The sequence below is a fragment of the Rheinheimera sp. F8 genome (genome assembly GCF_001518915.1).
The window spans coordinates 1994381-2007855 of record NZ_CP013656.1; the positions used below are offsets into that span (position 1 = coordinate 1994381).

Genomic DNA, 13475 nt, shown 5'->3' on the forward strand with positions numbered 1-13475 from the left:
CAAAACAGAAAATTTTCGCCAGAAATGATTATGGCTGTGTCCGCTTTATTGGTGTCATTGGTCACGGCTGCAGCGACCATCCATTCAGCGTATACCAGCCGGGCTTATGCCCGTGCGTCGTTATGGCCCAGCTTAGGCGGCGGTGTCAGTTTTAACGATACTGGTTTTCGTTTTTTGTTGATGAACCGTGGGACTGGACCGGCAATCATTAAAAGTATGCGTGTGCAATATGACGGCAAATCCGTGCAGAACTGGCAGCAATTCATTGAACGGTTTAACCCGAAATTCAATGGCAATTGGGGCTCGTCATTTGCCAGCAATGTGACGTTGCCGGCGAATCAGATGCTGGATGCCCTAACTATCAAAGACAAAGCGCTGGCGCGTCAGATGTATGACGCCAGTGACAAGCTGAAAGTTGAAATTTGTTACTGTTCAGTTTATGACGAGTGTTGGACGACCTCAGATGTATTAGAACAAAATCAACCGGTGGCGCACTGTCCTGACCGCACCGAATGGAATTTTGCCAACTAAATCTGCGGTGGGAGCCATATGCATTAACAGAAAATTTAATCACACCTTGAACGATGCCGGAACCAGTTTTGCCGACATATCAAGTCAGCTGTTTAAAACACTCGATACAGAGCAGCAAGTCAGTCTTATTGCAGGTACTGCGGTAAAAATTATCGACTGCTGCAAGACAGTTACCCGGCGCCTGGCGTCACTCACGGGATGAACGCTGTCGCAGCCCGGTGTGAGAAGCAGTTCAATTTCAATGAAACAGATGGAGTACTGATGACCACCGCAGATATCGCTATCCCTTTATTACCCAGCCGGTCTATGGCGGACACCCTGCGTTTTTATCAGCAACTGGGGTTCAGCGGTGATGTGGTTTCGCCACACGGTGAATATGCCATTTTTAAACGCGGCGCCCTGGAGATCCATTTTTTCCTGCATACAACGCTGATTCCGGCCGAATCCGCTTTTGGTTGTTATTGCCGGGTACAGGATGTTGATAATATTTATACTGCTTTTCGCCAGGCGGATTTACCTCTGCATGGCATCCCACGCATCACGGCACTGGAAAACAAACCCTGGGGCATGCGCGAATTTGCGGTGATTGATGCAGATGGTAGTTTGCTGCGCATCGGTCAGGTGCTATAGCCTTTGATGACTCTGTCAGAACTGTTGATGACTCTGTCAGGCGGGGCATTCTCAGCCGTATTGCGACCAGTACAGACCTAAATAAGACCAATGACCCAACTAAATATTTTGTTGCATTTTATCTGTCGTCTGTCCCAGATTTGACTGGGAATTTCATCATTGGCTCATATACTCGCCGCATGTTCGATGTGGAAATATGACCATGGATCTGACCCGTGCTGCCTGCAAAAACCCTGCAGCGACTTTTGTGCTGGTGTGCCTTATTTTATTGTTTGGCCTGCTGGCGTTATACAAACTGCCTATTCAGCTGTTGCCGGATCTGGACCGGCCGCAAATCTTTATCAATAACGGCTGGCGCGCAGCGGCGCCGCAGGAGATGGAAGCCACTATTATCGAGCCGCAGGAAAATACCCTGCGCAACGTACCCGGTGTGGTGGAGATCCAAAGTAATGTCGGTCAGGGCTATGGCTCGATTTCGCTGACCTTTGAAGTGGGTCAGGATATGCAGCGCGCCATGCTGGATGTGATCAATGCACTGAATCAGGCGCCACCGCGGCCACGTGAAGCGGCCGAACCACAGATTAACGTCGGCAGCGGGCGCGGTAATGTCGCATCGATTCTGATCAAACAAATGAACCCGCAAGCCGGTGATGATTTTGGCCCTTATCTGAAACTGATTCGTGACAACGTCGGGCCACGGCTGCGTGCCATTTCCGGCGTCAGCAATGTACAGCTGGCGTCGGATTTACCGCGTGAACTGCATATCACTTTTGACCCATACAAAATGGCCGCACTTGGCATCGGCATTGAACAACTGCAAAGCAGTATCAGCCGTTCGGTCAATATGTCCGGCGGTTTTGCTGAAGTGGGCCGCCGGCAATATACAGTCCGGTTTGAAGGGCAGTTTGAACCGGCGGATTATGCCCGGATGATTGTCTCTTACAACCAGGGCCGGCCGGTATATCTGCAGGAAATTGCTGAGGTTGAACTGGGTTATCCGGAAATCAACGGCTTTACCAAACGCAACGGCTTGCCGGCGTATTATCTGACACTGGAGCGTGGTGAAAACTCCAATACAGTGGCCATTCTGGATGAAGTGAATAAGGCCATTGTGGAGCTGAACCGCGACATTCTGGCGCCGCAACAACTGGAAATGGAACTGAGTTTTGATGCCTCTATCCATATTCGCCGCGCCATTGCGCTGGTCAATTCCAACCTGTGGCTTGGCGTCGCGCTGAGTCTCGGCATTCTGTATATCTTCCTGCGCGGTTGGAAAGCGACCGCGCTGATTGGTCTGACTATTCCGGTCTGTTTGCTGATTGCCTTTGTCGTGCTGCAGGCGTTTGGCCGTAGCCTCAATGTGATTTCACTGGCAGGCCTGGCTTTTGCTGTTGGCATGGTGCTGGATGCGGCGATTGTCGTGCAGGAAAATATTGTCCGGCTGATGCAGCAAGGGCAGGCGCTTGGTGCTGCAATCAAACTCGGTTGCCGCCAGGTTGGTGGTGCGTTATTGGCATCTACCGCCACCACAGTGGCGATATTCTTACCGGTGCTTTATATGCAAGGCGTTGAAGGCCAGCTGTTTTACGATTTGGCGCTGACACTGGCCGTGTCGATTTCCGCTTCGATGCTGGTTTCGCTGACGCTGTTACCGGTCTGCACCATGTTGTGGTTTAAAGCGACGGATATCAAACCAGATCCGCTGGCGACGCGCTGGGTGCAGCTGAGCCGTGGTGTGATGCGGCTGACCAAAGGTAAAACCCGTGCTATTGGCTGGTCGCTGGCCTTAGTGCCGGGCGCCATGTTGTTGATGATGTTGTTACTGCCGAAGGCTGACTTCCTGCCGCAGGCCAATGGTGATGGTATTTTTACCGGTTTTACCTTGCCGCCGGGCGGCAATATCAAAGTGATGGAACAGGAAATTGGCCAGTTGCTGGTCAAACGACTGAAACCCTATTACGAGGATAAAAAATACCCGGCAATTAAAGGCTATAACTTGTCGATGTTCTCTGCCTTTAACGTGTTGTTTATTTATCCGGAAGACCCACGCTCAGTCAACGATATGCTGACTTTGCTCCGCACTGAGATCTTAAAAGACTTGCCGGATACCGAGTCCTTCAGTTTCCGCGCCAGCTTACTGAATTTTGGTTTTAACTCGGGCCGCGAAATGTTTGTTGATTTCCAGGGGCCTGATACCGATTTCCTGATGGCGCAGGCCGCTGCAGCCAAGACTCTGATAGAACAAAAGTTACCTGGCGCCAATGTGCAGGCCGAACCGGGCTTACAACAAAACCAGCCAGAACTGCGCATTCTGCCGGATGAACACAACATCGCGCAGGCCGGCATTGACCGTTTTTCGGTAGCGACGGCAATTCGCGCAGTCACCGATGGCATTTATGTCGGTGAGCAATTCGACGGCAACGAGCGGATGGATATTATTCTGCGCGCGCCGGCCTGGGATAATCCGGAACAATTGCAGGCCACACCTGTGTTCACCCAACAAGCCGGTGTACAGACGCTTGGCCAGCTGACGCAGATGCAGCGCACTGTTGGCCCAACTACCTTGTTAAGGGTCAATGGCCTGCGTACCGTCAGCTTACAAGTGTCGCCACCGGCAACGATGGCACTGGAAGATGTGGTCAATGTGTTGCAGCAGGACATCGTACAACCACTACGCAACAAACATGGCAACGACATGACGGTGCAATTTCGCGGCAGTGCCGATCGGTTGGAAAAAGCGATGAGTTCGATGCTGGCGAACTTTGTGGTGGCGGTACTGATCCTGTTTTTACTGATGGCGGCGCTGTTTAAATCGGCGCGGGACAGTCTGCTGGTGCTGCTGACGATGCCGATGGCGCTGGCTGGCGGTGTGATTGGTCTGAAACTGTTGAATCTCTTTGTGTTTCAGTCACTGGATTTACTGACGATGATTGGTTTTATCATCCTGCTGGGTCTGGTCGTCAACAATGCGATTTTGTTAGTTGAGCAGTATCGCCAGTCGTTACAGCTTGGCATGGCGCAGCTGGAGGCGATTGAATTTGCAGTACAAATTCGGGCGCGCCCGATTTTAATGAGTACCCTGACCAGTATTTTTGGCATGTTGCCGCTGGCGCTGATCCCCGGCGTCGGTACCGAAATCTATCGCGGCCTGGCCATTGTCATTGTCGGTGGTATGACTTTTAGTATGTTGTTCAGTCTGATTTTAGTGCCTGCGATGTTGCAGGCTTTGCCGGCCAAACGCCGGGAAAAACCAATTTATGTTGCCGAGGTATCCCATGAAATTGCCTGAGAAAAAACTACTGCTAAGCCTGTTGTTTGGCGCAGCGCTGACCACGCCAGTGCTGAGTGCGCAGGAAAAGGCGCCAGAGCGCGTCGTCAGTACCGCTGCAGTGCGGACCATGCAAATAGCCCCGACCATGATGGTGTCCGGCCAGGTGCAAAGTAAGTATCAGTCGAATTTAAGTACCGGCGTCGACGGCCGGCTGGACTGGATCGCAGAACCTGGCCAACAAGTGCAGGCCGGTGACGTGCTGGCGCGGCTGGATCTGAAGCCATTGCAGTTGCGTGCATCTGAGCTGCAGGCGCAGTTAAAACGCGCACAGATCCAGTCGTTGCGGTTGGATAAAGAACTGGCGCGCCAGCGTAGTCTGCTCGGTAAAGCGCTGGTATCGCAGACGCTGGTCGATCAGACACAGGCAGAAGCTGATCTGGCGCGGGCCGATATTGAGCTGAGTCAGGCGTCATTGGCGCAATTGCAGGATCAGCTGAACCGGGCCGAATTAAAAGCACCGTTTGCTGGTGTCGTCAGTCAGCGGTTTCATCAGATTGGTGAAGAGATCAGCCGCAGTGCACCTTTGCTGCAATTGGTGAATCTGGACCAGCTCGAAGTTCGGGTGTTTGCGCCGCTGCAATACGCCGCTTATGTGCAGCCGGGCCAGCAGGTCAGCGTATTTGACCAGCAGGGCCAGCGCTCGCTGACCGTGCAATCGACAATACCGGTATCTGATAACCGTTCGCAGACCTTTGAAGTAAGGCTGCAGGCCAAAGGCAATGGCTTTCAGGTTGGCCAGCTGGTGAGTGTCGGCATTCCAACTGCGGTGGCGCGCGATAGCCTGGTGATCCACCGTGATGCGCTGGTATTAGCACAGAAACAACATTCAGTATTCAAGGTTGCCGCCAATAAAGCGCAGCAGGTCAAAGTGGCGTTAGGCCAGGGCCAGGGCGAATGGTTACAGGTGGAGGGCGCTCTCAGCAGCGGTGATCAGCTGGTAGTTCGCGGCGCGGATACGCTGACCGATGGGGCCGCTGTGCGTGTACTCAGTGCTGAAGAGTTTAAACTGGCCGGCAGTCGCGCCGGCGTGCAATAAAACCAGTTAATTTTGGCCTCCACGCCCTGCGCATTGGGCGTGTGACGCCCAGCATGTGATGCCCAGCAACTCCGTTCCCCCTTAACGCCAGATCGCAGCTAGCGGCAAGCGCAGCCTGCTGGCCACCACGTGGCGTACATCGTCCGATGTCACTATTGCACTGAGTGCACTACACCCCCTCCTGCAAGCCGTCGCTGCGGCCTGAATCAATCGACATGGATGGCTGGATAGCCAACCGAATCTGTTTGCTGCCACAGTCAGTTGCTGCTGGTTACGCGACACTTTTTACCCCTTGATCTGCTGATCCGTGGATTTTTCTCCCACTTTTTCCCCCTTTTTTCCCACCTTCGCCGCAAGCCGCATTTTTATTGGATCTTATTCGATCGATCCAGTGGGGTTTCGCCTTGACAATGCTGAATTTGCAGCCCTAAACTGTGACATTGTGGAAGATTGTGGGTCAGTGTGGATCTTCTACGGATCAAATAATAACCAAGTGGGATCAATTCATGTTTCGTGGGTCTTTTGCTCTGAGCCTGGACGACAAGGGTCGGTTGACGCTGCCAACGCGTTACCGTGACCTGTTGTTATCTGACGCCAGTGGCCAACTGATCTGTACGATCGACCATAAAGATCCCTGCTTGCTGCTGTATCCATTGTCCGAATGGGAAGAAATCGAAGAGAAACTGAAACGGCTGTCGAGCTTCAACCCGCAGGAACAACGCTTAAAACGCCTGTTATTGGGCCATGCCACCGATTGTGAAATGGACAAAAACGGCCGCATTCTGCTTCCCGCCACGCTGCGCTCCCATGCGCACTTAAGCAAAGGCTTACGCCTGGTGGGACAACTAAACAAATTTGAGATCTGGGATGAAGAGACCTGGCATCAGCGCGTTGCTGAAGACATGGCTGCTGAACAGGAACTTGCCCAGGCCGGTGATGCCGAGCTGTCAGAACGTTTAATGGATTTGTCCTTATGAGCCAGCCCGCACACATTTCAGTCTTGTTAACCGAAACCATCGAAGGCCTCGCCATTCGGCCTGACGGCATTTATGTCGACGGCACCTTTGGCAGGGGAGGGCATAGCCGGGTGGTGTTAAGCCAGCTCGGTCCAGCAGGTCGCTTGTTTGCTATTGACCGCGACCCGTCAGCCATTGCAGCCGCAGCCGCCGATGAGTTTGCCAAAGACGCGCGTTTTCATATCAGTCATTGTGCTTTTGCTGAGCTGGCTACTGTGGCTGCAGACCAGCAAATCACCGGTGCAGTCGACGGCATTTTACTGGATTTGGGTGTGTCATCCCCGCAACTGGACGACGCCGAGCGCGGTTTTAGTTTTATGCGTGACGGCCCTTTAGACATGCGGATGGACCCAACCTCCGGTATTTCTGCTGCCGCCTGGCTGGCTAAAGCCGACGTCGAAGACATCACTTTTGTGCTGCGCGAATACGGTGAAGAGAAATTCGCCTGGAAGATCGCCAACGCAATCGTTGAAGCGCGCGTCACTGAACCTTTTACCCGCACCGCACAGCTGGCGGCATTAATCGCCCGCGTCGTGCCAAAAAGTTTTAAAGAGAAAAAACATCCGGCTACGCGCAGTTTTCAGGGCATCCGCATTTATATCAACAGTGAGCTGGAACAGGTCAATCAAGCGTTAGAAGCGGCGTTGACAGTGTTAAAGCCGGGCGGACGTCTGGCCGTGATTAGCTTTCATTCGCTGGAAGACCGGCTGGTCAAACAATTTATGCGCAAACACAGTAAGCCGGCACAGCTGCCTAAAGGCATTGTGTTGACTGAAGCGCAAATGCGCCAGGATCTGGCTCTGAAGCTGATTGGCAAAGCGATGATGCCGTCTGATGCCGAACTGGCAGCCAATCCGCGCTCACGCAGCGCGGTATTACGGGTGGCAGAGCGCATGGCGGCAAGCTCGCCAAAGGCTAAAGCATGAGTGCGATTCGGCTCAATCGCCTGATTTTACAGGATTTAGCCCAGCACAAGCTGGTGATCCTGCTGTTGATTGGCGCTATGGGGTCGGCCCTGGCGGTAATTGAGCTGACGCATATGAACCGGCAGCTGACGATTAGCCAGGACAAATTATTTCAACAACGGGATGCGCTGGATATGGAATGGCGCAATTTATTGGTCGAACAGCGTGCTTTGTCTGAACATAGCCGCGTTGAAGAGCTGGCAAAGAAACAGCTGCTGATGGTTCGTCCGCTTGGACAGCAAGATATAGTGGTGGATGAACCATGAGAAAAAGCACCGGCCGTCAGGCAAAGAGTCGCAAACAACCCACTTTAATCAGCTGGCGTTTTGCTTTTGTCGTGCTGACGTTATCCACTGTATTTGTTGGATTAATCGCACGCGCTGCCTATTTACAGGTGATTGAACCAGACAAACTGATTGCCCAGGGCGACTTACGCTCATTGCGCGTCAAGTCTGACGACGTACTGCGCGGCATGATCACTGATCGTAATGGCGAAGAGCTGGCTGTCAGCGTACCGGTAGAATCGATTTACGCTGATTCAAAAATGGTCATTGAAGCCGGTGCCAATAAAGATCAGCGCCGCTGGCATGCGTTAGCCGAAATGCTGCAGGTGACGCCGGAAGAGCTGACCAAGAAAATCGCCAGCGACAAGAAAAAACGTTATGTCTATCTGCAGCGTCAGGCCAGTCCTGCCACTGTGGATTACATCCGCAAACTGAAGGTGCCAGGCGTTTATTTCAAGCAAGAATCCAAACGCTATTACCCATCGGGTGAAGTGACTGCCCATATCCTTGGTTTTACCAACGTTGACGATCATGGCGTCGAAGGTGTTGAGCGGCAGTTTGACAGTATTTTAAAAGGCACTCCGGGTCGTAAGCTGGTGCGTAAAGACGCTAAAGGCCGCGAAATTGAAGTGCTGGAGCAGGAAGATGCGACTGCATCACGCAATTTACAGTTGTCGATTGATCAGCGTATTCAGGCGGTGGCTTATCGCGAGCTGAAAAAAGCCGTGCTGACTTTTGGTGCAGCTTCAGGCTCGCTGGTGTTGGTCGATGTGCATACCGGTGAAGTGTTGGCGATGGTCAATAGTCCGTCGTATAACCCAAATAACCGTAAAAATACCGCGGTACACCGCTTCCGTAATCGCGCGATCACCGACACTTTTGAGCCGGGTTCAACCATTAAGCCGTTGCCGGTGTTAGCGGCGCTGGAAAATGGTACTGCCAACATGAATACCGTCATTGCGACCGGTCACGGCACTATTATGGTCGGTGGCCGTCGGGTGCAGGACACTAATGGTTATGGCGATCTGGATCTGACCGGCATTATGCGCAAGTCATCCAACATTGGCGTGACCCGCCTGGCGCTTGGCATGCCGCATGAAGAGCTGCTCGATATGTATTACGACATGGGGATCGGTTCGGACACCGGTCTTGGTCTGGTCGGTGAGAGTGCTGGCATGTTGCGGGAACGCGCGCGCTGGTCTGATCATGAACGCGCTACTTTATCCTTTGGTTACGGCTTGTCTGTGACAGCAGTGCAACTGGCCAAAATGTATTCGGCGATTGCCAATGGTGGCGTAGTCCGGCCACTCACGCTGTTAAAATCTGACCAGCCGCCGGCCGGTAAACAAGTGGTGTCGGAACAGTATGCCGACGCTATGGTGGAGATGCTGGAACAAGTGACAGAAAAAGGTGGTACTGCGACCAAAGCCCGGGTACCGGGTTATCGGGTTGGCGGTAAAACAGGCACTGCGAAAAAAGCCATTGCCGGTGGTTATGGCAACGACTATATCGGTTCATTTGCCGGCATTGGGCCAATCTCAAGCCCGCGTCTGGCTTGCGTAGTCATTATTAACGAACCCAGCGGTGATTATTATTATGGCGGTGAAGTGGCGGCTCCGGTGTTCAGCACTGTGATGGGGGCTGCGATGCAACTGCTGAATTTACCACCTGATGGCAATGACAGCCGTATTACTAAGGTGACCGGAGGTCCCGATGCAGGTTAACCGACTTCAGCGCTGGTTGACTCCGTTCAAAGCGACTGCCGCAGGGCAGTCGCTTTGTGCGTTAGAGAAGCTACCAGAAATAACTGCTGCTGCAGATTTGCAGTACAATTCTAAATATCTGAAAAATGGTGATATTTTTCTGGCGCTACCCGGAGTTGGTGGGCATGGTAACCGCTATATCCGTCAGGCTATTCATAGCGGTGCTGCGTTGATCCTGACCGATAGTCTGGCTGAGGGCGATGCCGGTCTTGCGCTGGAACCCCAGGTTTGTGTCTGGCCGGATCTGCTTAGTGTGCTGCCAGCGCTGGTCAGTAGTTTTTATCATGAAGCGGCGCAGCGGCTGGAACTGATTGGCATCACCGGCACCAACGGTAAATCCAGTACGGCGATTTTTGTTAATCAGCTGTCTGACATGCTTGGCAAGCCTGCCGCAGTGGTCGGTACTTTGGGCTACGGCCCATATACAGCGCTGACACCACTGCAAAATACCACGCCTCATCTGGTAGATTTACATCGGATATTTTATGGTTTTTGCGAGCAAGGGCGTCTGCGCACTGCGATGGAAGTGTCATCTCACGCGCTGGTGCAACAGCGTGTTGCTGGCCTGCAATTTAAAGTGGCGGTGTTTACTAATTTAAGCCGTGATCATCTGGACTATCATGGCACGATGGAAGCTTATGGCGCCGCCAAAGCGCAGCTGTTTCGTGCTGAGCAGTGCAAGACTGCAGTGATTAATGTGTCTGACGACTTTGGCAAAACGCTGGCCGCGGACTGTGAGGTACCGGTGCTGGTTTACGGTCGTTTAGCTGATTGTGCCGGTTATCCGCAATATTTGGGTTATGACCACCTGCGCTCAGACGGCAAAGGTTTTCATCTGCGCCTGCATAGTCATCTGGGCGACTTTGATTTACAAATCCCGTTACTGGCCGAATTTAACGTGCAAAATGTGCTGGCCGCGGTCGGTGCGTTATTGCAGTGTGGCCACAAACTGTCTGCCATTGTTGACGCGGTGAAAAAACTCAAAGCCGTTGCCGGCCGCATGGAGTTATGGCATTTCCCGGATGATGTGTCGCTGGTGGTGGATTATGCCCATACCCCTGATGCACTTAAACAAAGTCTGCAGGCGCTCAGACAACAAAGCCGTGGCCGGATCTGGTGTGTATTTGGCTGTGGTGGCGACCGGGACAAAGGCAAACGACCTTTAATGGGACAAATCGCCGAACAGCACGCGGATCATGTTATCATTACTGCCGACAACCCCCGCACTGAAGCTGTACTCGATATCTGTAAAGACATTGCTGCCGGTATGCAAACCGGCGCCAACTGCCAGATCGAACCTGATCGGGAATCCGCCATTAAACTGGCCCTGATTGAAGCCCACGCGCATGACATGATCCTGGTGGCCGGTAAAGGCCACGAGAGTTATCAGGTATTGGGAAATATCGTGCGGGACTATGACGAACGTAAATTTATCAATGATTTATTGGCGGAGATGAGCTGATGATCACATTAATGGCCAGTGAAATAGCCACGGCATTATCGGCCCGCTTGGTCGGTGCTGATGTTGCAATCAACAGTGTCAGTACAGACAGCCGGCAGATTGCACCGGGTGATTTGTTTATTGCCCTGCAAGGTCCGAATTTTGACGGCCATAAGTTTGCCGAAGAAGTCGTGAATAAAGGAGCCTGTGCGCTGGTGGTGACCCGGCACCTGGATGTGCCGGTCCCACAATTAATAGTGGCGGATACCCGGCTGGCGTTAGGCCAGCTCGGCGCACTGGTCAAAAGTAAGTTGAAACTAAAAACTGTGGCGGTCACCGGCAGTGTCGGCAAAACCACAGTGAAAGAAATGATGGCCGCGATCTTATCGCGTATCGGTAATGTACTGGCCACCGCCGGCAATTTTAATAACGAAATCGGCGTGCCGCTGACCTTATTGCGGCTGCATGAAAGCCACAATTTTGCCGTAATGGAACTCGGCGCCAATCACTTAGGTGAAATTGCGTATACCAGCTCGCTGGTGAAACCGGACGTAGCGCTGATCACCATTGTCGCACCAGCGCATATTGAAGGCTTTGGCGATATTTTTGGCGTCGCCCGTGCCAAAGGTGAAATTTACAGTGGTTTATCGGCTGGCGGCACCGCCATCCTGCCACTGGATTCGGACTATCACAGTTATTGGTTACCCAAAGTCCAGCACTTGAATGTGCAGAGTTTCAGTGCCACCCAACATGCTGATATCTATGCCGATAATATTGAACTGGATGCGGAAGGCTGTGCCGGTTTTGAGTTACATACACCACAAGGTCACTGCTTTGTGCAGTTGACGTTGCCGGGCAAACACAATGTGCATAACGCCTTAGCAGCCACTGCCGCAGTGCTTGCGCTGGGTGCCAGCCTGACTGATGTGCAACTTGGCCTCGCTGCGATGCAGCCGGTGAAAGGCCGGATTAACGTCTATCAGCCCAAAGCTGGTCTGCGCATTATTGACGATACCTACAATGCCAATGTGGAATCAGCCAAAGCGGCCATTGATTTGTTGGCATCTTATGGCGGTCAGCGTTATTTCGTTTTGGGCGATATGGGTGAATTGGGACCGGATGCACGGATCTACCACGAAGAAGTGGGGATCTACGCCAAACAGGCGGGAATTAACGGACTGTTCACCTTAGGCGTGTTATCACAGAACGCCAGTGAGCAATTCCATCAGCAAGGCGCGCATTTCAGCTCGCGTGACCATCTGCTGAGTAAATTGCATGCACTATTAAAGAACAAAGAAGAAGTGTCCATTCTGGTCAAAGGCTCGCGCAGCGCCCGGATGGAATTAGTCGTTCAGGACTTGCTAGAAAGATGTCAGCAGGAGACAAGCGCATGTTAGTTTGGTTAGCCGAGTTTCTGACTCAATATATCAATGCTTTTAACGTATTCAGCTATCTGACGTTTCGCGCCATCTTGGGCGTCCTGACGGCATTATTGCTGAGCCTGTATTTTGGCCCGAAACTGATTGCCGCGCTGCAGCGTCTGCAAATCGGCCAGACCGTGCGCAATGACGGCCCTGAGAGCCATTTCTCTAAAAAAGGCACGCCGACTATGGGCGGTTTGCTGATTTTAGGCTCGATCGGCATCAGCACGCTGCTGTGGGCCGACCTGAGCAATAAATACGTCTGGGTTGTGCTGTTTGTGTTGGTTGCTTATGGTTGGATTGGTTTTATCGACGATTACCGCAAAGTCATCCGCAAAGACCCAAAAGGCTTAATCGCACGCTGGAAATATTTCTGGCAATCCGTGTTTGCGCTGGTGACGGCGATTTTCCTGTATGCCACTGCGGAACGGCCGGCCGAAACGTCATTGCTGGTGCCTTTTGTTAAAGATGTATTGCCTCAGCTCGGGCTGTTTTTCCTGGTTACCACTTATTTTGTCATGGTTGGTTTCTCCAACGCGGTCAACCTGACCGATGGTTTAGACGGTCTTGCTATTGTGCCAACTGTGATGGTGGCGGCAGCATTTGCCATTATCGCTTACGTCAGCGGCAACGCTGTGTTTGCTAACTATCTGAATATTCCGCATTTACCGCTGACCTCTGAACTGGTGGTGGTCTGTACCAGTATGGTCGGCGCTGGCCTTGGCTTTTTATGGTTCAACACCTATCCGGCACAAGTGTTTATGGGCGACGTCGGTTCATTGGCACTCGGCGCATTACTCGGCGTGATCGCGGTACTGGTGCGCCAGGAAATTGTACTAATTGTGATGGGCGGTATTTTTGTCATCGAAACAATGTCGGTGATCCTGCAGGTCGGTTCTTACAAATTACGCGGCCAGCGCATCTTCCGTATGGCGCCTATTCACCATCACTATGAATTAAAAGGCTGGCCGGAACCTCGCGTCATTGTGCGCTTCTGGATCCTGTCGATTATTTTTGTGCTGATTGGTTTAGCGACCTTAAAACTGCGTTAACGCAA

At 52.4% G+C, this 13475-nt stretch carries 11 protein-coding genes; all 11 read left to right on the plus strand.

Annotated features, from left to right (window positions below; genetic code table 11):
- Positions 1–30 precede the first annotated feature (30 nt).
- Positions 31–531, plus strand: coding sequence for a hypothetical protein (locus ATY27_RS09050; protein WP_208933179.1), 501 nt, complete (start codon positions 31–33; stop codon positions 529–531).
- A gap of 261 nt (positions 532–792) precedes the next feature.
- Positions 793–1161 (plus strand): VOC family protein, encoded by a 369-nt coding sequence (locus ATY27_RS09055; RefSeq protein ID WP_208933180.1) that lies wholly within the window; start codon positions 793–795, stop codon positions 1159–1161.
- Between the two features lie 202 nt (positions 1162–1363).
- Entirely contained in the window at positions 1364–4450 is a 3087-nt protein-coding gene (locus ATY27_RS09060; RefSeq protein ID WP_208933181.1) for an efflux RND transporter permease subunit, read from the plus strand.
- Entirely contained in the window at positions 4437–5528 is a 1092-nt protein-coding gene (locus tag ATY27_RS09065) for an efflux RND transporter periplasmic adaptor subunit (RefSeq protein ID WP_208933182.1), read from the plus strand. The genes ATY27_RS09060 and ATY27_RS09065 overlap by 14 nt, the downstream gene beginning before the upstream one ends.
- A gap of 506 nt (positions 5529–6034) precedes the next feature.
- Positions 6035–6505, plus strand: coding sequence for a division/cell wall cluster transcriptional repressor MraZ (gene mraZ, locus ATY27_RS09070; protein WP_208933183.1), 471 nt, complete (start codon positions 6035–6037; stop codon positions 6503–6505).
- Positions 6502–7470 carry a 16S rRNA (cytosine(1402)-N(4))-methyltransferase RsmH gene (rsmH, locus tag ATY27_RS09075; protein WP_208933184.1) on the plus strand — a complete coding sequence of 323 codons (969 nt, stop codon included), beginning with the start codon at positions 6502–6504 and terminating at the stop codon, positions 7468–7470. The genes mraZ and rsmH overlap by 4 nt, the downstream gene beginning before the upstream one ends.
- Positions 7467–7775 (plus strand): cell division protein FtsL, encoded by a 309-nt coding sequence (gene ftsL, locus ATY27_RS09080; RefSeq protein ID WP_208933185.1) that lies wholly within the window; start codon positions 7467–7469, stop codon positions 7773–7775. The genes rsmH and ftsL overlap by 4 nt, the downstream gene beginning before the upstream one ends.
- Positions 7772–9517, plus strand: a complete 1746-nt coding sequence (locus ATY27_RS09085; RefSeq protein ID WP_208933186.1) for a penicillin-binding transpeptidase domain-containing protein — start codon at positions 7772–7774, stop codon at positions 9515–9517. The genes ftsL and ATY27_RS09085 overlap by 4 nt, the downstream gene beginning before the upstream one ends.
- Positions 9507–11018, plus strand: a complete 1512-nt coding sequence (locus ATY27_RS09090) for a UDP-N-acetylmuramoyl-L-alanyl-D-glutamate--2,6-diaminopimelate ligase (protein WP_208933187.1) — start codon at positions 9507–9509, stop codon at positions 11016–11018. Before ATY27_RS09085 ends, ATY27_RS09090 begins: the two co-directional genes overlap by 11 nt.
- Positions 11018–12394: a UDP-N-acetylmuramoyl-tripeptide--D-alanyl-D-alanine ligase gene (murF, locus tag ATY27_RS09095; RefSeq protein WP_208933189.1), complete on the plus strand. Its 1377-nt coding sequence runs from the start codon at positions 11018–11020 to the stop codon at positions 12392–12394. Before ATY27_RS09090 ends, murF begins: the two co-directional genes overlap by 1 nt.
- Complete coding sequence (gene mraY / locus ATY27_RS09100) at positions 12388–13470, plus strand: phospho-N-acetylmuramoyl-pentapeptide-transferase (RefSeq protein WP_208933190.1); 1083 nt, start codon at positions 12388–12390, stop codon at positions 13468–13470. The genes murF and mraY overlap by 7 nt, the downstream gene beginning before the upstream one ends.
- The last annotated feature ends 5 nt before the right edge of the window (positions 13471–13475 follow it).